Below are 19,374 nucleotides of genomic sequence, written 5' to 3'. Positions count from 1 at the left end.
GCCCGACCGGTTCCGCCTTAGGGCGCGTCCTGGCCCGCCGGGCTTGCCAGGAACATCTCGAGCAGCGCCAGCCGCTTGCCGATCTCGGCACGGTACTCCATCCCCTTGGGCGCCAGCGCATAGGCCCGCCGCCACCAGCGCGCGCCGGCACGGAACTGACCGGCGCGGACATAGGCCAGCCCCAGGAAGAATGGCGGACCGGGATGGTCCGGGGCCAGTTTGATCGCCCGGTCGAACGCCAGTCGCGCCGGCGGCGACACCGTGTCGCCATCATGCAGCGCATAGGCATCGCCCAGCGCCGTCCACAGCCCGGCATCGTCCGGCCGGGCGTTGACGCCGCCCAGATAGAAATTCACCGCGGTCCGCTGGTCGCCCATCCGTTGAAACGCCGTGCCGGCCGCGAAATAGGGCGCGGCCTGCGTATAGCGGCCGAACATGTCGAGCCGCAGCTCGTTGACCGCCGGGTCGATCGTCACGCCGCGCGCGCGCGTAGCGACCGGCGCCCCTGCCAGCCCCGGCCGCCCCTGGAGCGCATAGCCGGCCGCGCCCAGCATCAGCGCCGCCCCCAGGAACGACGCCAGCGATCGGGAGACGCCCAGCCGCAGGAGAGCGACGAAGGCGAGCGCCATCAGGCCAAAGAGCGCGAGCCAGCCCATCAGCGGCGGCGTCCGCGAAAGGACAGTCGCGCAATCACGACGCCCAGCACCAGCAACAGGATCGGTGCCAGCCACAGTGGTGCGGTCACCGCCGAGAAGGGCGGATCATAGGTGACGTAATCGCCGTAGCGTTCGATCAGCCACGCACGGATCTGGCCCGGCTGCTCGCCCCGTTGGATGCGTTCGCGAACCAGCGCGCGCATGTCGGCCGCCATGTCTGCGTCGCTGTCGGCAATCGACTGGCCCTGACAAACCAGGCACCGCAGCGTCTCCATCAACGCCTTGGCCTTCGCTTCCTGTGCGGCGTCGGGCAGCTGGGTGTTCGACCAGCGTGCCGCCGGCGGCGCCGCAGCGACGAGCGCAAAGGCGAGCGCCGGTAGGAGGCTCCGCTTCATCGTGCCGCCCTCACCGCCGCGATCAGATCCGCGACCTCGTCCGCGCGAATGTCGCCGATATGCTGGCGCACGATCCGTCCGCGACCGTCGATCAGGAAGGTTTCGGGCACCCCCGACGAGCCGAGCGCGAGCTGGACGCGGCTCGTGCGATCGTCGCCGATCGTCGCATAGGGGTCGCCGTTGCGCGCGAGGAACCGTTGCACCGCATCCGGCCGATCGCGGATTGCGATCGCATCGATGCGAACGCCCGCGCGCTTCAGCGCCAGCAATTGCGGCGCCTCCGCGATACAGGGCACGCACCAGCTGGCGAAGACGTTGAGCAGCCGCGGCTCCCCCTTGCCGAAGTCCGCCGACGACAGACCGGGCTTGTCGGCGACGATACCATCCAGCGCGAAGGCCGGCACCGGTTTGTCGACCAGCTTCGAGCGCACCAGCCGCTCGCTCGGCGACAATAATTCACTCGCGACCAACCAGAGCAGGCCGGCGAAGACGATGAACGGCAGCCAGATCAGCCAGCGCTTCACGCCCACATCTCCCGCGCATCGGTGCGGCGTTCGCGACGAACGCGGCCGAGGAGCGACAGCGCCCCACCGAGCGCAATCAACGCGCCGCCGAACCAGATGAACGTCACGAAGGGCTTCCACCACAGCCGCAGCTGCCACCGCCCCGCCCCGTCGGGCTGGCCGAGCACGGTGTAGAGCTGGCCGTCGATCCGCGTCGAGATCGCCGCTTCGTTGGTCGTCGTTGCCGGATTGGCGAAGAAGCGCTGCTGCGGACGCATGACCTGCGTCGTCCCTTCGCCGCGGGTAACCTCCAGCCGGGCCTCGATCGCCGACCAGTTGGGGCCGATCGCCGGTTTGACGCCAACGAACCGAACCTCGAACGGGCCGACCTGCGTCACTTGATCGGGCCGCGCGGCGACCAGGGCTTCCCTGGTGAAGGCGCTATCCGCCGCCATCCCGAACAGCGCGACCGCGACGCCCAGATGCGACACGACCATGCCCCAGGTGAACAGCGGCGTGCGACGCAGGTTCCGTTTCCACAAAGGTGCGACACTGGCGACCGCGAGCCCGATCGCCAGTCCCAGGCCGAGCAGCGTCAACAGGCCCTTCCACGGCGCGAACAGCGCGAACAGCGACAGCGCGAGCGCGGTCGCGCCGATCGGCCACGTCAGCCGCTCGATCAGTGCCCCCCACCCGTCCTTGCGCCAGCGCAGCAGCGGTCCGGCGGCAAGCACGACGACCAGCAGCAGCGCGATCGGGCCGGCGGCGGCATTGAAGAAAGGCGGACCGACCGACAGCTGGGTGCCGAGCGATGCGGCGACGATCGGGTAGAGCGTGCCGATCAGCACGACGCCCAGAATGACCGTCAGCAGCAGATTGTTCGCGACCAGCGCGCCTTCGCGGCTGAGCGGCTCGAACGTCGTGCCCGCGCGCACCGTTCCGATTCGCAGCGCGAACAGCGCCAGCGCGCCGCCGATGTAGATGGCCAGCAGCGCCAGGATGAAGCTTCCCCGCGTCGGATCGACGGCGAAGGCATGGACGCTCGTCAGGATACCGGAGCGCACCAGGAACGTCCCGATCATCGACATGCTGAAGGCCACGACCGCCAGCATGATCGTCCAGGCGCGCAGGCCGTCGCGCGTCGCCAGTACCGTCACCGAATGGAGCAGCGCCGTCGCCGCCAGCCACGGCATCAGCGAAGCATTCTCGACCGGATCCCAGAACCACCAGCCGCCCCAGCCGAGTTCATAATAGGCCCAGTACGACCCCGCGGTGATGCCGATCGTCAGGAAAATCCAGGCCGCCAGCACCCACGGCCGCATCGCGCGGGCAAAGGTCGGACCGACATCACGGGTAACGAGCGCGCCGATCGCGAAGCTGAACGCGACCGACAAGCCGACATAGCCGAAATACAGCGTCGGCGGGTGGAAGGCGAGACCGGGGTCCTGAAGCAGCGGATTGAGCCCCATGCCGTTCGGCGGCGCGATGTCGAGCCGCGCGAAGGGGTTGGACGCAAACAGCAGGAAGGCGAAGAAACCCAGCGCGATCGTCGCCTGTCCGCCCAGCGTCGCTGTCAGCGTATTGGCAGGCAGACGTCGTTCGAAAATCGCGATCGCCGCGCCGGCCAGCCCGAGCACGGTGACCCACAGCAGCATCGATCCTTCGTGGTTCCCCCACGCACCGGCGATCTTGTAGATCAGCGGCTTATCCGAATGGCTGTTCTCCGCGACCAGCTTCACGCTCATGTCCGATTGAACGAACAGCGCGATCAGCAGAACGAAGGCGATCGCGCTCAGGACGCCCCCGACGATCGCAACCGGGCGAACGGCGGCGGACACGTCCTCGCGGGCCGTCCGCAGGCCGATGGCGGCCATCGCGAGCTGGAGGAGCGACAGCGCCGCGGCGAGCCACAGCGCGGCGAGGCCGGCCTCGGCAGTCATGCACACACCCACGTCGTCCCCGCGCAGGCGGGGATAGATTCTGGCCGGCTCTCGCGAGACTCACGGCATTCGGCGCCTATTGATCCCCGCCTTCGCGGGGATGACGATGGAGAGGTTGGAAAACCCATCACTTCTCCAACGTCTCGGTCTTATGCATCGCGCCCGCCACCTGCGGCGGCATGTAGCGCTCGTCGTGTTTGGCGAGGATCGTGTCGGCAACGAAGCCGCCGTCCGCGCTCACCCGTCCCTCCGCTACGACACCCGATCCTTCGCGGAACAGGTCCGGCAGGATGCCGCGATAGGTGACCGGCACGGTATCGCGATTGTCGGTGACGACGAACGCCGTCGTCACGCCGTCGGGCAGCTTCCTGACGCTGCCCGTCTGCACCATTCCACCCAGCCGGATCGGCGTGCCCGCCGCGACGTTTGCCGCGCGCAGATCCGCTGGGGCGTAGAAGAACGCCGCCTGGTCCTTGAGCGCCGACATGGCGAGAAGGGCCGCTCCGACGACCGCCGCGACCGCGAGCAGGACAAGCGTGAGACGCTGATGCTTCGCCTTCATCGCCGCGTCAGCTTCTCGGCATCGGATTCCGCCCGGCGCATGGCACGAAACGACCACAGCGCGACACCCGCGCTGGCGGCGCCGGTCAGGCCGTAGGCGGCGATGATGAATGGCCACGCGGTCATGTCGCCGCCATCCGCCGCATCCGCGCCTCAACGCGGCCCTTGGCCAGCATCGCCCGCATCCGCATCAACACGATCGCCCCGAAGAACAGCGTGAAGCCCGGCACGGTCAATGCGAGCGGCCACAGCAGTTCGTTCGAGATCGTCGACCCCGACACAGTGATGCTGGGCCCCTGGTGCAGCGTGTTCCACCAGACCACCGAATAGCGGATGATCGGCAGCAACACGGTGCCGGCGATCCCGAACAGCGCCGGTATTCGCCCGTCCCCGCCGCGATCGGCATCCGCGCGCGCGAGGGCGAGGTACGCGAGGTAGACGAAGAACAGCAGCAGCATCGACGTCAGCCGCCCATCCCACTGCCACCATGTCCCCCAGGTCGGCCGCCCCCAGATGGAACCGGTCGCCAGGCACAGCGCCGCGAACAGCGCACCGGGAACCGCGATCGCGCGCGCGGCGATGTTCGCCAGCGGATGCCGCCAGACGAGATAGACGATGCTCGACACGGCGATGCCGGTCCAGCCGCCGGTACCGAGCCAGGCGGTCGGGACATGGATGTAGAGGATACGGACGCTCTCGCCCTGCAGATAGTCGGGCGGCGTCTGGGTCAGCCCCGCCCAGGCGCCCACCACGATCGCCACGATGCCCAGCCAGAACAGCACCGGCGTCAGCGGACGCGCGATCTTCAGGAAGCGGGCAGGATTGGCGAGGGCGTGGATGCTGGGCACGATCGCTGGAGCCTCTAGGCGAGAATGCGACGCCCGTCACCTAGGAACGCGCAGTGTGACGCATCGATCGTCGACCCGAAACGTCGCCGGCCTCGGCGAAGGCCGGGGCCATCGCGCCCGCTTCCCTATTCGTCGCCCGCGAGATCGTCGTCGGATCTAACGTAATCCAGGATATCGCCGGGTTTGCAGTCGAGATAGCGGCAGATCGCAGCGAGCGTGCCGAAGCGCACGCCCTTTACCTTCCCCGACTTCAGCAGCGACAGGTTCGATTCGGTGATGCCGATCGCCTCGGCCAACTCCTTCGAGCGGACTTTGCGCTGGGCCAGCATCACGTCGAGATTGACGATGACCGGCATCAGACGAATTCGTCCAGGTCGCGCTGCGCCGTGACGCCGGCTTCCATCGCCCAGGCCATTGCATAGGCCGCAAGCGCCAGCATCAAGGCCGTCCCGACCTCATTCCACTCCGACGCGAAATAATAGGTAAAGCCTTCCGGCAGTCCGGCGGACAGGACGGTTGCCGTCAGGCTATCGACGACGACCTTGGCCAGCGCCCATGCGATCGCCGCGATCGATGCCCGACGCATCCATGGCAATGCCCGTGCGAGCGGGTCTCCCGAGCGCCCGCCCAGGCGCAGCAGCGCGATGCCGATCCCCATGACCATCAGCGAGAACGGCAACGCCTTGATCGCGCGGATCGCCATGATCCCGACCCGCACCTTGGGCTGCGCGACATACGCCGCAAACGCCTGCGCGCGACCGGGTGTAGCGGCCAAGATCGTCCGGTCGTTTTCGTCGAGCAGCGTCAGCGGCTCCGACTGTATCCAGCATGTCACGGGCACGCAGTAGGTGTGGGGCGCAGGGCCGATCAGCCACAGCCCGAGCGTCAGCAGGTTCGATACGGCGAACAGAATGAAGATACCCCCCGCGATCCGACATAAACGGGCTTTGCGTGCTGGCAGATAATATGCGGCGGACATCATATTCTTTCTGTTTGACAGCAATTCGTTGCCAATTTACATCAAATCCGCTGGCGATGACAGCCGGGTGGGAGATTGCCGAGATGATGGGGTTCAAACGCGCGCTTGGCGCCACGATGGCGCTCGTCTCGATGCCAGCCCTCGCGCAGGACTTGGGTCCTTCTGCGGAAGTCGGCCTCGGCGTATATCGGCACGGCGCGAACTTCCATCCGATCGGCGCCGAGCTCACTATCGATGCCCCGCCGCCGGGTGTCTTCTATCTCGACAGCGGCGAGGATGGGACGGTCGACCTCCAGCTGCTTTACCGCACGGCGCCGCTCTCGTTTCTGCTCAAGCCGCGATTGACGGCGAAGGCGCAGATCAGCACGGCCGGACGGACCAGCTTCGCCAGCATCGGCGCGGAATGGCGGCAGCATGTCCTGAAGGACCGGCTCTACGGCCAGATCGGCATCGGCGTGACGATCCATGATGGCTATCGCTTCCTGCCCGACCCGTTCGCACCCGGCATTTCGAATGCGGAGGCCATGCGACGCTACGACATCGCGACGACGCGGGTCGGCTTCGGTTCGCGGGTCCTGTTCAACCCCAACGCGTCGATCGGCGTCCGGTTGAGCCCGCGCTGGGCCGCCGAGGTGTCGTGGGAACACCATAGCCACCGACGGATCTTCAACGAGGTCAATCCGGGCATCGACCATCTGGGCGTCCGCGTGATCCACGCGCTGGGGCGGAAATAACGATGTTCGTCGTCGCACTGCTGCTCGCCCAATCGACCGCCCCCACCTCGACCGTCGTGGAGCCGGCGCCTGAGGAGATTACGATCGCCGCACAACGCCTAAAACGCTTCCGCGCGATCATGCGCAAGGACAAGGCGACCGGGCAAATGCGCTGCATCGTCAAGCGCGCGAGCGGCGACCCGGCACTCGACAAGGGCGTTTGCGAGGCGATGCTGGCCTGCGCGCCGAAGATCCAGAGGGAAGCCGACATTCAGCCGTGCATGGCGCCGGCGATTGCGGCCCTGTTGCCGGGCCATAAATGGGTCGGCCGGCGGACGCGCGGGCTCTGACGTCCCGGCGGGGGGCCGGACGTGCCGGCCCCGCGTTGTCAGGTCAGCCGCGGCCGATCAGGCGACGCGCGATCGAATCGGCGACGTCGCTCGACGGCTGGCCGGTGCGGTCGGCTTCGTCCCACACCTGAACCAGGCGGTCGGGAATGCGGGCGATGCGCGCTTCGACCTCGGCGCGGTCGCCCTGCCCCAGATATTCCAGGCCGACGTTGATGATACCGCCGGCGTTGATGACGTAATCGGGCGCGTAGAGGATGCCGCGATCGGCGAGCAGCTTGCCATGCGCAGCCTGGCGCAGCTGATTGTTCGCGCCACCTGCGACCGCCTTGCACTTCAACGCGGCGATCGACGCTTCGTCGAGTATGGCGCCGAGCGCGTTCGGGCTGACGATATCGCACTCGGTCGCGAGCACCGCATCGGTCGATACGACCTCGGCACCCAGTTCCGCACCCAAGGCGTGCGCGCGGTCGGTGTTGACGTCGGCGATCGTCAGTACGGCGCCGTCGGCTGCCAGCAGCCGGGCGAGCCCGCCGCCGACGCTGCCGATACCCTGAATGGCGACGCGGACGCCGCGCATCGAATCGACGCCCAGCGCGCGCTTGGCGGCGGCATTGACGCCCAGATAGACGCCCATCGCAGTGAAGGGGCCCGGATCGCCCCCCGCCCCACCGGCCGCGACCGGCAGGCCGGAGACATGACGGGTGCGGGTCGCGATGACCTTCATCCGCTCTTCCGACATGCCGACGTCTTCGGCCGTGACATATTTGCCGCCGAGCGACTCGACCGCGTCACCGAAGGCGAGCAGCTGATCCTCGGTGATCGTCGCTCCCGGCGCCGGTGCGAGCACCACGCCCTTGCCCCCGCCCAGCGGCAGGTCGGCCATCGCGTTCTTGTAGCTCATGCCGCGCGACAGGCGCAGCGCGTCGGTGATCGCGGTATTGTTATCGGCGTAATGCCAGAAGCGCACGCCACCCGCCGCCGGTCCGAGCGCGGTCGAATGCACCGCGATGACCGCGGTCAGCCCGCTCTTGGGTTCGCGAATCAGGTGCACGCCCTCGTGCTCGTCGAAATCGGGAAGGTCCCAGACAGCGCTCATAGGTGGCGGCTCCGCGGCAGGTTAGGAAATGTCTGGGCGGCGCAATAATCTTTCGACGCGCGTGACGCCAGCCTTTTCGGCCGCGGACCCTACACTGTCTGAAAAATGGGGCGGATGACGGGACTTGAACCCGCGACCCTCGGTACCACAAACCGATGCTCTAACCAACTGAGCTACAACCGCCGTGCCGGGCTGCGCTTAGCGGCAGTCGCGCGAACGATCAAGCGCCTCTGGCATCGCTGCGCGCGCTTTGGCAAAAGAGCGGTCATGTTCACCGTCACCGTCGAGCCCCACGCCCAGCCCGCCGTCGGATCGGGTTTTCCGTCCGAGCCCGTGATCGAACGGCTGCTCGCCGACCCCAAGGTGCAGCGCGTGCCCAGCCCGAAGCTTGCGATGTTCCTGCGCAAGGATTTCCTTGAGCCGGCGCTGTGCGCCGCGATCGTCGCCAAGATCGACGCCACCCGCCGCCCCTCGACCGTGTCGGACTATAATGGCGACGACCTGTTCCGAACCAGCGAAACCTGCGACCTCGCCTATGACGATCCAGACGTTGTTGAGATCGATCGGCGGATCGGCGAACTGACCGGTCTGGACGCCATGTTCGGCGAACCGATGCAGGGCCAGCGCTACGCAGTGGGCCAGGAGTTCAAGGCGCACACCGATTATTTCGAGCCCTCGGGCGTCGACTTCGCCAAATATTGCACCGTGTCCGGACAGCGGACGTGGACGGTCATGATCTACCTCAACGAGCCCGACGCGGGCGGCGCGACGCGGTTCAAGGCGATCGACAAGATCGTGCAGCCGGAGACGGGCAAGCTGGTTGCATGGAACAACTTGCGGCCGGATGGGCGGGTCAACCCGTCGACACTCCACCACGGGATGAAGGTTCGCGCGGGCACGAAATACGTCATCACCAAATGGTTCAGGGAACGCCACTGGCCGCGGTGAAAGTGTAAGCCGTCAGCGCGCAACGCTGGCGGAGGGGGGCCCGCAAATGATGACCTCGCGGATAGCCCCCTCCACCACCACTTCTCGGCAGTCCCCCTCCCCGTGCCGGGGAGGGTTTATGGCCTCTGGCAGGCGGGTGTCGCAGCCTCGGCGTAGGGTTTGCTAAAGCAGCGCGCGAGGCCATCCAAGACGCGGGCGTTGGTAACGTTGGCGTGGCCTTGCAGCGACCGCAGCCGAACGAGCTTGGCCTCCAACAATGCGCGATCCCGCTTCAGGAACGCCCATGTGCCCAATACATAGGCGTTCCAATCGAAGGCGGGATCGCTGCCACCATCATCCCGGACCGCGCCCAGCGCCGCAGTCGCCGCCTCGTCGTTGCGGCCGGCCATCGCCAGATTGCGCGCGACATGGAACAGCACGCTCGTCCGCAGACGTTCGGGCAGGTCGTTGCGACGGGCGAGATAGTCCTGCCCCGCCTCCGCCGCGGCGGCATGGCACCCACGCGCCGACAGAGAGGCCGCCGTGGCAGGATGGTCGTTCGATTGGTCGAAGTCGCCGAACGATAAGCTAGCGTTTGCGAGCTTCTGCGGGAGGGTCAACGCGCAGGATCGGGTTTCGCGTTGGGTCGGGGCAACGCTGTGTGCGCAACCGAATAGCGCGACCGCTGCCGCCACTAAAAACCACCAGCGCATCTCATCCCCCTCATTCCCACGGCGGCGATCAGATCACGCCGCCGCGGGGTCGACAAGGGGGGCTCAGAGCTTCGCGCTCAGTCCCAGCGAGAACACGCGACCCAGGCGGTAGCGGTTGACGTCGACCTTCACGCCGTTCCCGAAGTCCTGGAATTCGCGGTAGCCGGTGCCGGTCAGATTGCGCCCCTCGGCCTTCACTTCGAAATCGACGCCGCGGACGGTGAAGCCCTGGCGAGCGACGAGATCGAGGCGGAAGCCGGGGCGCTCGACCAGATCGGGCAAGCGCACGCCGCCGCCGGCTGCGACCGGACCGCGGTTCGTCACGCGGTCGCTCGCGTAGTTCAGCAGAACGGTGAACTGCGACAGCGATGCCGTGTCTTCGATCCCGAGTTGGACGTTCACCAGATGGTCCGACTGGCCGACCATCGGCGCGCCGTCGCGGAAGATGAGGTTCGCGGGCACGAACACCGCCGCACCGTTGGCGGGCTGCAGCGGGCTCGCGACCTGCTCGGTACCGGCCGACACGGTCGAGTGCGTGTAGGTGTAGTTGGCGATCGCCAGCAGGCGCTTGGTCGAGAAGAAGTCGGCGGAGAAGATCGGCGCGAGATCGAACTTCTTCTGTACCTCGACCTCGGCTCCGTACAGCTTGGCCGACGGCGCGTTGGCGAACCCGGTCTGGAGATTGTCGGTGCCCGCCGGGAAGAAGGCGACCGCCTCGATCGGGTTGTTGATCTTCTTGAAGAAGCCCGCCAGCGTGAAGCGCTGGTCGCGGCCGAAGAACCATTCGTAGCGCGCTTCGGCATTCCACAGCTGCGAATCGACCAGCAGCGGGTTGCCGAAGAACTGACGGTCGCTTTCGAAGTCCTGATAGATCTGCGGCGCGAGTTCGCGGAACTGCGGGCGGGCGATCGTCTTCGACCCGTGCAGACGCAGCTGCATGTCGCTGGCGAAGTTCCAGGTCAGCGTCGCGGCGGGAAGCCAATAGTCGTTGGCGAGCAGCGTGTTGCGCGTGCCGTTGACGGTGGTCACGCGCTCGTCGGCCTTTTCATAGCGAACACCCAGGTTCGCGCGCAGGCCGTCGATCACTTCGGCTTCGACCTGGCCATAGCCGGCGTGAACGGTCAGCTCGGCGTCATAGGCGGCGGCGCCCAGCGCGGTCGATGTGTTCTGGAGCACGATCCCGAAGCGCTGAATGGTCGAGTCGCTCAGGAGGAAATCGGGCCGCTGTTGTGCCGCGACCGGGTTCAGCGCCACGCCGCCCGGCAGCTGGTAGCGGAAGGTGTAACGCGTCGAGTCGCGGTCGGTATCGGCGTAATAATAGCCCGCCGACACAGTCACCGGGCGCCCGACCGGCAGGCGATAGGACACGTCGGCCTGACCCGACCACAAGGTCTCGTTCAACTCCGAGAAGTTGACGCTGGCGTTCTGCAGGCCCGACAGGTTGTTGACGTAGTCGCGCGCGGCGGTGTTGTACTGATAGGTGAAGGCGCGCTCGTAGGGCGAGTTGCGCTGCGTCTCGGCATAGCTGCCGCGAACATCGACGCTGACGTCCGAAATCTTGAATTCGCCGACCAGCTGGCTGTCGATCAGCTGGCGTTCGAACCAGTTGGTGTTCTGTTCGATGAACGGCTGGATACCGCCCGCCAGCACGCCAATGTTGCTGGTGCTGCCCTTGGCCAGGCGTCCCTGCTTCAGCGTGTCGTGGATGTAGAGGTTGGTCCAGCGGATCTTCTGGTCGCCGAATTCGGCGCCGAGCCCCAACAGGCCGTTCACGATCACGCGGTTGTCGGTCAGGATCGTGCGGAAATCGCGCACCAGCGCGCCCGACGCGGCATCGGTCACCTGCTGCGTCGCTTCGCGCGTGCGCCAGCCGTTGTTGATGCCGGCCGCACCGATGAGCCCCAGGCGCACGCTGCCGACGTCGATCGAACCGCCGAAGCTGGTTTCGCCCGACAGGTTTGCCGGCAGCTGCGGGTTCTGAAGCAGCAGCGTGGTCGGCGCGTTCGACAGGGTAATCAGATCGGCGGCGTTGGTCACCGACGCGCCGGCAGCGCCAGCCTGCTTGATGAAGCCGGGCACGGTCCGCTCGCCCGAATCGAAGCCGGTCCAGTCATAGCGGCCGCCATCGTAGACGACGCCCAATTCGCTGGTGGTCACCGTGTCCGCGCTGACCGACCCGCCGATCTGCAGGAACGTCTTTTCGGGCACCGCGCGCGTCGTCAGGTTGATGACGCCACCGCCGAATTCGCCCGGATAATTCGCCGAATAGCTTTTCTGAACGAGGCTGGAGGCGATGACATTGGTCGGGAAGATATCGAGCGGGACGACGCGACGCAGCGGCTCCGGCGACGGGAGCGGCGAGCCGTTGAGCAGCGAGCTCGAATAGCGATCGCCCAAGCCGCGGACATAGACGAATCCGTTGCCCACGACCGACAGACCGGTCACGCGCTGAAGCGCGCCGGCGATGTCGCCTTCGCCTGTGCGCGCGATGTCCTCGGCCGACAGCACCGACACGACCTGCGGCGTCGCGCGAACGGTGTCGGGGATGTGACGGCCGACGACGACGATGTCCTCCATCGCCTCCGCGCCGGGCGTCGAGGTCTCGACCGTCTGCTGTGCAGGCGCGTCGTCCTGGGCGGCCGGCGGGGTCGAGGCCGGCGGCGTCGCCGGGGTCGTCGTCTGCGCCAGGGCGGCGGGTGCCACCAGCGCGGAACTCGCGAGGCAGAGGGCGATGATCTTCATGTCGTGTCAGCTTTCGGCAGATGTCGCGGGATGAGGGTGTCCGGGGGCGCGAGCGGTCCGCTGCGCCCCCGGATCGGGTCCTCAGCTCGGCAGGCCGGTGCAGGCGCTGCTGCTCGTGCCGAAGTTCGCGCGGTTCGAGTTGCAGGTCCAACCGCGGAACCAGGTGTCGTTCGGGCCCGAGACCGCGCCGATGTAGCTGGTCTGGACCAGGAACGCGCTGCCCGAGGGGTTGAGCGTGGCGGCATTGAACGCCGGCACGGCCAGCGTCGTCGCCGTCGGGTAGAAGCCGTTCTGCAGCGCGTTGGCCGCAGTGCCGCTGGCGGTGTTGTTGCTGCCGGCCGCGACCAGGGCGTCCTGCTCCGCCGTCGTCACGGTGACGCCGTTGACGGTCGTCGTCGTCGACAGGCTGCCGGTGCAGGCGAAGAAGATCGAGTTGAAGACCGGCGGGCCACGATCCTGCAGCGACGCGTTGGCGGCACGGACGGTCGACTTGTCGGTCGCCGAGGTTTCGCCCGCGACGATGTTCAGGCAGGGCGTGTTCGACACGACGATACCGTTCACCATCGTCACGTCCGCGCCACCCCGGATGCGAATCGCCGCATTGGTCGCGGTCGAGGTGTCGATGAAGGTGAAGTTCGCCAGGCGATAATCCTGCCGCGGCAGCGCATCTTCGTTGCCGTTCGAATCGATCTCGGTCGAATAGTTGTCGGTCTGCGTGTTGTTCGGCTTCTGCGCCGCGATCACGAACTGGACCAGGCCCTGCCAACCCACATCGGTGTCGAGGCCATCGTCATCGGCGCCGGTCAGGACCAGATACCGCATGTTCACGCGGCCACCGAAGACTTCGATGCCGTCGTCCGACGAATTATGGACCTGGACGTGGTCGATCGTCGTGCCCGACCCGACGCCGCCCAGCGTCAGGCCCTGAAGTTCGTTGTTCGGGCTGATGACGGTGCCCGAATAGCGGATCTGGACATAGCGGAAGGTGCCGCTGGTGTCGTTGGCGGTGGCGCCGCCGTACAGCGCGTTGCCGGTGCCTTCGACGACGTTCTCGCAGTTCACGCTGCCGCCGGCGACGGTCGAGTTGCAGTTCGAGATCGGCGCACGGCCCGCCAGGATGACGCCGCCCCACAGGCCCTGCGACTCGTCGGTCACGCCGCCGGTCAGGTTCTGCTGCGCGGTGAAGATGATCGGCTGCGTTTCGGTGCCTTCCGCATTGATGCGGCTGCCGCGGTTGACGATCAGGAAGTCGTTGTCCGAATTCGTCGTGTTGGCGAAGACCACGACGCCAGCGGCGATGTTGAGCAGGCCGGTCTGGGTGCCGGTGCCGGCCCCGCCTGCGTCCACGCCCACGTCGACGCGACCGTTGATTTCATAAGCGACGCCGGCGACCTTCGCCAGGCTGACGGTGCCGGTGATCAGGCTCGGCAGGCGGCAGGCGCGATAGGTGCCGACGATGCCGCCGTCGTTGAAGCCCGACGGACACGCTGCGGCCGGCGTCCCGGCGGTCGGGGTTGGCGACGACGTGGGCGACGGCGCCGGCGTGGGGGCCGGGATCACGATCGTGCCTTCGCCCGGCGACGCGACGCTGGACGCGCCGTCGCAGCCGGCGAGCGCGAGGGCGGCGGTGGAGCCAAGGAACATGAGCCCGAGGCGGTTGAACTTGCGCATGACGTCTCCCGTGTCGTGGTTCGCTGGTGTGCGACTGTCCGGGGAAGCGGATGCCCCCCGCGGGCCGACTCAGATCCCCCTGTCGGCCTTCGATCGGCGCGCTAGGCCCGGGATGTGACGTGGGCGTTGAGGTTCGGAGACGCTTGCGTGACGAGGATGTTACGGATGTGTGACGACTACGGCCTCAATGGTGCAGCGCAGTCCGTCGCAGCGAGGTGCCGAATTCGGTAAAGAAGCCGCGGCAGCCCGCGCAGCGATCGACGTCCCATTCGGGATGCCACTGCACCGCCATGACGTCGGCGCCGCAGTGTGTCGCCCGAACGGCCTCGATCACGCCGTCCTCGGTCGCCGTCGCTTCCACCGCCAGGTCGGCGCCCAGACGGGCGACGCCCTGTTGATGCACCGAATTGACGACCAGCCGCCGTCGCGGCGTGTGGCGGGCGAGCGTACCGCCGGCGACGAGCTCGATCGCATGCCGATGCGCAAACAGCGCGTCATAGTCGCCGTCCCACGTCCCGCGATGATGCCGCGGACCGGCATCAAGCGTCCTGAGCGTGCCGCCGAAGAGGACGTTGATCTCCTGCAGCCCGCGACAGATGCCGTAGACCGGCTTGCCGGCGGCAATCATCCGCTCGGCCAGGGCAAGCGCGACCGCATCGCGTTCGGGATCGACCGTTTCCGGCTCGGGATCGAGTGATCCATAGGCCTGCGGCGAGACGTGCGACCGACCGCCGGTCAGCAACAGGCCGTCGAGCATCTGCCCCATCAGCGGCACGTCCACCGCATCGCGCGACGCCGGGACCAACAGGACCGACGCGTCGCAGATTGTGACCAGCGGATCGAGGAAGCGGCTCGCGACGGCCTGGATCGGGCGACCGGCGACTTCGTTGCCGCACATGATGCCGACGACGGGCCGCCGCGTCGCCGTCATGCCGCCGCCTCCAGGGCGTCGCGCACATCGTCGGCGGCGCGATTTGGCAGGGTGACCGCCTCCGGCTGGACAACGACGCTGTCCGGCGCGACGTCCGACAACAGCCATACGTTACCGCCGATGATCGCGCGGTCGCCGATCGTGACGTGCCCCAGGATCGTCGCTCCGGCATAGATGACGACGTCGTCGCCGACGACCGGGTGTCGCGGCGCGCCGGCACGCGGCGGACGCCGCGCCGGCCCGGGGGCACTGCGCGCGCCCAGCGTCACATGCTGGTACAACCGGACGCGGTCACCGATGATCGCCGTTTCGCCGATCACCACGCCGGTGCCATGGTCGATGAAGAAATGGTCGCCGATCGTGGCACCCGGATGAATGTCGATCCCGGTCCGTTCGTTGGCAAGCTCCGAAATCAGTCGCGCAACGATTGGCGCGCCCAACGCATGCAGCTGGTGCGCGATGCGGTGATGCAGGCTGGCGATCGCCCCGGGATAGCAGACCAGAACCTCGTCCACGCTGCGCGCGGCCGGGTCGCCCAGATAGGCGGCATCGACGTCGTCGTCGATCTGGCGGCGGACATCGGGAAGCGTCGCGGCGAACAGCCGGGTGATCGTCGCAGCGTGTTCGGCCGGGAAATCGACAGGCGCCTCGACCTGCCAATAGCGAAGCTCGTTGCCGATCTCGCGTTCGAGATCGGTCAGGGCGGCGATCAGTTGCGCCGCCACGAAAGCGTCCTCCTGTGCAACATCGCCCCGGAACCGGCCCAACCGCCGCGGGTAGAGCGCCGCAGCCAGCGTCCGCACGATCTCCCCGACCGCTGCCTGCGAGGGAAAGCTGGCCGTCTCCAGCCGGTCGCCCGCCCTCGCGCGCCAGGCATCGCGACTGACCCGCAACCCCTGAACGACGTCGGGAACGGCCGTCACCGCGCCCACGGTGCGCACGCGCGCGTCAATTTCGTCGTCGGCATATTTCGCGACCTCCGACCGCACCATATCCCATTAGTCGGATAGGATTTGGAAATTCTGGTTGGCCGGGCAATAGCTTATCTTAAGCGTGACCGCGCCGGCCGCCCATGTCAGCATCGGTACCCGTCAACCCGCCGGAGGGGATGCGGCGTACCGCAAGGCGCACGCGCCGCGCGCACGAAAAAGCCCGCCGGTCACGCGACCTGCGGGCTTTTCGAAAAGGATGGTGGGCGCGACAGGGATTGAACCTGTGACCCCACCCGTGTGAAGGGTGTGCTCTACCGCTGAGCTACGCGCCCATCCTTCGTGGGAAGCGGGCCTTTACGGGGCTCTTGCGGCCCTGTCCAGCCCGCTTATGCCCCTTAGTTGACCGAGTCCTTCAGCACCTTGCCGGCCTTGAACTTCGGCTGGCTCGATGCCTTGATCGTCATCGGCTCGCCGGTGCGCGGGTTACGCCCGGTCGACGCCTTGCGCTTGCTGACCGAAAAGGTGCCGAACCCGACCAGACGGACTTCGTCGCCCTTCTTGAGCGCGCTCGAAATGCTGTCGAACACCGCCTCGACGGCCTTGCTTGCGTCGCCCTTGCCCAGCCCCGACACTTCGGCGACCTGCCCGATCAGCTCCTGCTTGTTCATGCGTAGAAAACCCCCGTTTGAAACGCGCACGTTATCGACGTGATGGAATCGCGGACCGAGACCCGCGCCAGACGGACGGCAGTAAGCCGCGCCGTCTGTGCAGAGTCAAAGGGATTCGGCTTGATCCCGGCGCATTTCCGCCGGAATCTCGCCCTTGTCAGTGGTGGACGGTGTCGCTCGCCGGTGCCACGCCGGGGGGCGGCATGGCGGCCAGTTCGTCGGCATCGGTCCAGTCGATCGCGTGCAATTCGTCGACCAGTGCCAAACGCAGCACCTCGTCGACATGCTTGACCGGCACGATTTCCAGCCCGTCGCGGATGTTCTGGGGGATTTCCGCCAGATCCTTCTCATTCTCCTGCGGGATGAGGACGGTGGTGATGCCGCCACGCAGCGCCGCGAGCAGCTTTTCCTTCAAGCCGCCGATCGGCAGCACGCGGCCACGCAGCGTGACTTCGCCGGTCATCGCCACTTCGCGCCGCACCGCGACGCCGGTCAGCGTCGAGACGATCGAGGTGACGAGACCGATCCCCGCCGACGGCCCGTCCTTGGGCACCGCACCTTCCGGCAAATGGACGTGGATGTCCTTGCGCGCAAACAGGCTGGGCTTGATCCCGTAGCTCGGCGCGCGTGCCTTGACAAAGCTCATCGCCGTTTCCGCCGATTCCTTCATCACGTCGCCCAGCTTGCCGGTCAGCTTGATCGCGCCCTTGCCGGGTACGGTCACGCTTTCGATCGTCAGCAGTTCGCCGCCGACTTCGGTCCAGGCAAGGCCGGTGACCGCACCGATCTGATGCTCCTCTTCGCCAAGGCCGTGACGGTATTTCTGGACGCCGGCGAACTCGTGAAGATTCTCGGGCGTGATCGTGACCGTCTCGGCCTTGCCCTCCAGGATGCGGCGCAGCGCCTTGCGGGCAAGCTTGGCGATCTCGCGCTCCAGCGTACGCACACCGGCTTCGCGCGTGTACCTCTGGATCAACGCGCGCAGCCCTTCGGTGGTCAGCGTGAATTCGCCGTCCTTCAGGCCATGCGCCTCGATCTGCTTGGCGATCAGATGCCGCTCGGCGATCTCGACCTTCTCGTCGTCGGTATAGCCCTCCAGCCGGATGATCTCCATGCGGTCGAGCAGCGGCTGCGGCAAGTTGAGCGAGTTCGCCGTGGTCACGAACATCACGTCCGACAGGTCGATGTCGATTTCGAGATAATGGTCGTTGAACTTGCTGTTCTGCTCCGGATCCAGCACCTCGAGAAGCGCCGAGGCAGGATCGCCGCGGAAGTCCTGACCAAGCTTGTCGATCTCGTCGAGCAGGAACAGCGGGTTCGACGTGCCAGCCTTCTTGAGGTTGGTCACGACCTTGCCCGGCAGCGAGCCGATGTACGTCCGGCGATGGCCGCGAATTTCGGCTTCATCGCGCACACCGCCCAGGGACTGGCGGATGAATTCGCGCCCGGTCGCCTTGGCGATCGACTTGCCAAGGCTCGTCTTGCCGACGCCCGGCGGGCCGACGAGGCACAGGATCGGCCCCTTCAGCTTGTTGGTGCGCGCCTGGACCGCAAGATATTCGACAATCCGGTCCTTCACCTTCTCCAGCGCATAGTGATCCTCGTCGAGGATCGCCTGCGCCGCGGCGATATCCTTCTTGACCTTGCTCTTCTTGCCCCACGGCAGCCCGAGCAGCACGTCGAGATAGTTGCGCACGACCGTCGCCTCGGCGCTCATCGGCGCCATGGTCTTGAGCTTCTTCAGCTCCGCGGTCGCCTTGGTCCGCGCTTCCTTCGAGAGCTTCAGCGTCGCGATCTTCTGGGTCAGCTCGGCAACCTCGTCGCCGTCGCCATCCTCGCCCTCGTTACCGAGTTCGCGCTGGATCGCCTTCAACTGTTCGTTGAGGTAATATTCGCGCTGGGTCTTCTCCATCTGGCGCTTAACGCGGCTGCGGATCTTCTTCTCGACCTGCAGCACGCCCAGCTCGCCCTCCATGAAGGCGAAGACCATCTCCAGCCGCTTCCGCGGGTCGGTTTCGATCAGCAGGGACTGTTTGTCGGATACCTTGAGCGACAGGTTGCCCGCGACAGCGTCAGCCAGGCGCGACGGATCTTCCAGCTCGCCCAACTGCACTGCGGTTTCGGCCGGCAGCTTGCGGTTGAGTTTGGCGTAATTCTCGAACTGATCGATCACCGAGCGCATCAGCGCCTTGAGTTCGGGGCTGAGGTCCTCGGGCGTCAGCTTCTCGACCTGCGCCTGCACCGCGTCGCGCGTCGCATCGAGCTGGCCATCGTCAACCGCGACCGCACTGACCGTCGCGGTCAGATGGGTGCCGGCGTCCTCCAGCGTTTCCAGCCGCGCACGCTCGCGCCCGGCGACGAGAACGCGCACCGTGCCGTCGGGCAGCTTCAGCATCTGCATCACTTCGGCAGTGACGCCTAGATCGTACAGGTCGTCGCGGCCGGGATCGTCCTCGCTCGGGTCGAGCTGTGCGATCAGCAGAATTTCCTTGTCGTCCGCCATCGCGGCTTCAAGTGCCGCCACCGACTTGTCGCGGCCGACGAACAGCGGCACGATCATGTGCGGGAACACGACGATGTCGCGCAGCGGAAGAACGGGGTAGCTAGTCTTCATGTAATCTCCGGGGCCGCCAGATTCCGGCGGGCGTGGCGAATATATGGGTGGTCTCAAGATTGCATCAATCGTGCACTGCGCTAAGCCATGATCGTATACGAAATCGAGGGGTAATGGGATGCGGACGAGAATGTC

20 protein-coding genes and 2 tRNA genes are annotated in these 19,374 nt (G+C 66.7%); 3 read left to right on the top strand and 19 right to left on the bottom strand.

Annotation, left to right across the window (positions count from 1 at the left end):
* Positions 1-17: 17 nt before the first annotated feature.
* From JW805_06255 to JW805_06215, 9 genes are all read right to left on the bottom strand, one after another.
* Positions 18-656: a hypothetical protein gene (locus JW805_06255; GenBank protein ID MBN2971616.1), complete on the bottom strand. Its 639-nt coding sequence runs from the start codon at positions 654-656 to the stop codon at positions 18-20.
* Positions 656-1,051, bottom strand: coding sequence for a cytochrome c-type biogenesis protein CcmH (locus tag JW805_06250; protein ID MBN2971615.1), 396 nt, complete (start codon positions 1,049-1,051; stop codon positions 656-658). The genes JW805_06255 and JW805_06250 overlap by 1 nt, the downstream gene beginning before the upstream one ends.
* Positions 1,048-1,575 (bottom strand): DsbE family thiol:disulfide interchange protein, encoded by a 528-nt coding sequence (locus JW805_06245; GenBank protein MBN2971614.1) that lies wholly within the window; start codon positions 1,573-1,575, stop codon positions 1,048-1,050. Before JW805_06245 ends, JW805_06250 begins: the two co-directional genes overlap by 4 nt.
* Positions 1,572-3,494 carry a heme lyase CcmF/NrfE family subunit gene (locus JW805_06240; protein ID MBN2971613.1) on the bottom strand — a complete coding sequence of 641 codons (1,923 nt, stop codon included), beginning with the start codon at positions 3,492-3,494 and terminating at the stop codon, positions 1,572-1,574. The genes JW805_06245 and JW805_06240 overlap by 4 nt, the downstream gene beginning before the upstream one ends.
* 127 nt (positions 3,495-3,621) lie before the next feature.
* Positions 3,622-4,056: a cytochrome c maturation protein CcmE gene (gene ccmE, locus JW805_06235; protein ID MBN2971612.1), complete on the bottom strand. Its 435-nt coding sequence runs from the start codon at positions 4,054-4,056 to the stop codon at positions 3,622-3,624.
* On the bottom strand, positions 4,053-4,181 hold the full coding sequence (gene ccmD, locus JW805_06230; GenBank protein ID MBN2971611.1) for a heme exporter protein CcmD: 129 nt from the start codon (positions 4,179-4,181) through the stop codon (positions 4,053-4,055). The genes ccmE and ccmD overlap by 4 nt, the downstream gene beginning before the upstream one ends.
* On the bottom strand, positions 4,178-4,906 hold the full coding sequence (gene ccsA, locus JW805_06225; GenBank protein MBN2971610.1) for a cytochrome c biogenesis protein CcsA: 729 nt from the start codon (positions 4,904-4,906) through the stop codon (positions 4,178-4,180). The genes ccmD and ccsA overlap by 4 nt, the downstream gene beginning before the upstream one ends.
* 122 nt (positions 4,907-5,028) lie before the next feature.
* Entirely contained in the window at positions 5,029-5,259 is a 231-nt protein-coding gene (locus JW805_06220; GenBank protein ID MBN2971609.1) for a helix-turn-helix transcriptional regulator, read from the bottom strand.
* Positions 5,259-5,885 (bottom strand): hypothetical protein, encoded by a 627-nt coding sequence (locus JW805_06215; protein MBN2971608.1) that lies wholly within the window; start codon positions 5,883-5,885, stop codon positions 5,259-5,261. Before JW805_06215 ends, JW805_06220 begins: the two co-directional genes overlap by 1 nt.
* Before the next feature lie 80 nt (positions 5,886-5,965).
* On the opposite strand from JW805_06215, the gene JW805_06210 reads away from it, so the two are divergent.
* Positions 5,966-6,616, top strand: coding sequence for an acyloxyacyl hydrolase (locus JW805_06210; GenBank protein ID MBN2971607.1), 651 nt, complete (start codon positions 5,966-5,968; stop codon positions 6,614-6,616).
* 2 nt (positions 6,617-6,618) lie between these two features.
* Complete coding sequence (locus tag JW805_06205) at positions 6,619-6,945, top strand: hypothetical protein (protein ID MBN2971606.1); 327 nt, start codon at positions 6,619-6,621, stop codon at positions 6,943-6,945.
* 43 nt (positions 6,946-6,988) lie between these two features.
* On the opposite strand, the gene JW805_06200 is transcribed toward JW805_06205, so the two are convergent.
* Positions 6,989-8,041: an amino acid dehydrogenase gene (locus JW805_06200; protein MBN2971605.1), complete on the bottom strand. Its 1,053-nt coding sequence runs from the start codon at positions 8,039-8,041 to the stop codon at positions 6,989-6,991.
* Between the two features lie 106 nt (positions 8,042-8,147).
* Positions 8,148-8,224: transfer RNA gene (locus JW805_06195), tRNA-His, on the bottom strand.
* Positions 8,225-8,308: 84 nt separating this feature from the next.
* On the opposite strand from JW805_06195, the gene JW805_06190 reads away from it, so the two are divergent.
* The gene (locus tag JW805_06190) at positions 8,309-8,989 is read left to right on the top strand and encodes a 2OG-Fe(II) oxygenase (GenBank protein MBN2971604.1); all 681 of its coding nucleotides are present in this window, start codon (positions 8,309-8,311) and stop codon (positions 8,987-8,989) included.
* Positions 8,990-9,105: 116 nt separating this feature from the next.
* Here JW805_06190 and JW805_06185 read toward each other — a convergent pair whose 3' ends face one another.
* The 8 genes from JW805_06185 to lon all read right to left on the bottom strand — a co-directional run bounded on the left by JW805_06185 (position 9,106) and on the right by lon (position 19,239).
* Positions 9,106-9,681 carry a hypothetical protein gene (locus tag JW805_06185; protein MBN2971603.1) on the bottom strand — a complete coding sequence of 192 codons (576 nt, stop codon included), beginning with the start codon at positions 9,679-9,681 and terminating at the stop codon, positions 9,106-9,108.
* A gap of 63 nt (positions 9,682-9,744) precedes the next feature.
* Positions 9,745-12,423, bottom strand: a complete 2,679-nt coding sequence (locus JW805_06180) for a TonB-dependent receptor (GenBank protein MBN2971602.1) — start codon at positions 12,421-12,423, stop codon at positions 9,745-9,747.
* Positions 12,424-12,504: 81 nt separating this feature from the next.
* On the bottom strand, positions 12,505-14,094 hold the full coding sequence (locus JW805_06175) for a hypothetical protein (GenBank protein ID MBN2971601.1): 1,590 nt from the start codon (positions 14,092-14,094) through the stop codon (positions 12,505-12,507).
* 184 nt (positions 14,095-14,278) lie between these two features.
* Complete coding sequence (locus JW805_06170) at positions 14,279-15,025, bottom strand: gamma-glutamyl-gamma-aminobutyrate hydrolase family protein (GenBank protein ID MBN2971600.1); 747 nt, start codon at positions 15,023-15,025, stop codon at positions 14,279-14,281.
* Positions 15,022-16,017, bottom strand: coding sequence for a serine acetyltransferase (locus JW805_06165; GenBank protein MBN2971599.1), 996 nt, complete (start codon positions 16,015-16,017; stop codon positions 15,022-15,024). Before JW805_06165 ends, JW805_06170 begins: the two co-directional genes overlap by 4 nt.
* Positions 16,018-16,214: 197 nt before the next feature.
* Positions 16,215-16,289, bottom strand: a tRNA-Val gene (locus JW805_06160).
* Positions 16,290-16,352: 63 nt separating this feature from the next.
* On the bottom strand, positions 16,353-16,625 hold the full coding sequence (locus JW805_06155; protein MBN2971598.1) for an HU family DNA-binding protein: 273 nt from the start codon (positions 16,623-16,625) through the stop codon (positions 16,353-16,355).
* Between the two features lie 157 nt (positions 16,626-16,782).
* Entirely contained in the window at positions 16,783-19,239 is a 2,457-nt protein-coding gene (gene lon / locus JW805_06150; GenBank protein ID MBN2971597.1) for an endopeptidase La, read from the bottom strand.
* Positions 19,240-19,374: the final 135 nt, after the last annotated feature.

The sequence above is a fragment of the Roseomonas aeriglobus genome (assembly GCA_016937575.1).
Classification (GTDB): domain Bacteria; phylum Pseudomonadota; class Alphaproteobacteria; order Sphingomonadales; family Sphingomonadaceae; genus Sphingomonas; species Sphingomonas aerigloba.
Note: the sequence above shows the minus strand (reverse complement) of the source record. Positions and strands in the feature narration are given on the sequence as shown.

Excerpts from the sequence above, each read along its gene's own strand:
- JW805_06180 (MBN2971602.1), bottom strand. The coding sequence starts at position 12,423 with ATGAAGATCATCGCCCTCTGCCTCGCGAGTTCCGCGCTGGTGGCACCC.
- JW805_06175 (MBN2971601.1), bottom strand. The coding sequence starts at position 14,094 with ATGCGCAAGTTCAACCGCCTCGGGCTCATGTTCCTTGGCTCCACCGCC.
- JW805_06220 (MBN2971609.1), bottom strand. The coding sequence starts at position 5,259 with ATGCCGGTCATCGTCAATCTCGACGTGATGCTGGCCCAGCGCAAAGTC.
- ccmD (MBN2971611.1), bottom strand. The coding sequence starts at position 4,181 with ATGACCGCGTGGCCATTCATCATCGCCGCCTACGGCCTGACCGGCGCC.
- JW805_06210 (MBN2971607.1), top strand. The coding sequence starts at position 5,966 with ATGATGGGGTTCAAACGCGCGCTTGGCGCCACGATGGCGCTCGTCTCG.
- JW805_06170 (MBN2971600.1), bottom strand. The coding sequence starts at position 15,025 with ATGACGGCGACGCGGCGGCCCGTCGTCGGCATCATGTGCGGCAACGAA.
- JW805_06200 (MBN2971605.1), bottom strand. The coding sequence starts at position 8,041 with ATGAGCGCTGTCTGGGACCTTCCCGATTTCGACGAGCACGAGGGCGTG.
- JW805_06165 (MBN2971599.1), bottom strand. The coding sequence starts at position 16,017 with ATGGTGCGGTCGGAGGTCGCGAAATATGCCGACGACGAAATTGACGCG.
- lon (MBN2971597.1), bottom strand. The coding sequence starts at position 19,239 with ATGAAGACTAGCTACCCCGTTCTTCCGCTGCGCGACATCGTCGTGTTC.
- JW805_06185 (MBN2971603.1), bottom strand. The coding sequence starts at position 9,681 with ATGCGCTGGTGGTTTTTAGTGGCGGCAGCGGTCGCGCTATTCGGTTGC.
- JW805_06240 (MBN2971613.1), bottom strand. The coding sequence starts at position 3,494 with ATGACTGCCGAGGCCGGCCTCGCCGCGCTGTGGCTCGCCGCGGCGCTG.
- JW805_06205 (MBN2971606.1), top strand. The coding sequence starts at position 6,619 with ATGTTCGTCGTCGCACTGCTGCTCGCCCAATCGACCGCCCCCACCTCG.
- JW805_06155 (MBN2971598.1), bottom strand. The coding sequence starts at position 16,625 with ATGAACAAGCAGGAGCTGATCGGGCAGGTCGCCGAAGTGTCGGGGCTG.
- JW805_06255 (MBN2971616.1), bottom strand. The coding sequence starts at position 656 with ATGGGCTGGCTCGCGCTCTTTGGCCTGATGGCGCTCGCCTTCGTCGCT.
- JW805_06190 (MBN2971604.1), top strand. The coding sequence starts at position 8,309 with ATGTTCACCGTCACCGTCGAGCCCCACGCCCAGCCCGCCGTCGGATCG.
- JW805_06215 (MBN2971608.1), bottom strand. The coding sequence starts at position 5,885 with ATGATGTCCGCCGCATATTATCTGCCAGCACGCAAAGCCCGTTTATGT.
- JW805_06250 (MBN2971615.1), bottom strand. The coding sequence starts at position 1,051 with ATGAAGCGGAGCCTCCTACCGGCGCTCGCCTTTGCGCTCGTCGCTGCG.
- ccmE (MBN2971612.1), bottom strand. The coding sequence starts at position 4,056 with ATGAAGGCGAAGCATCAGCGTCTCACGCTTGTCCTGCTCGCGGTCGCG.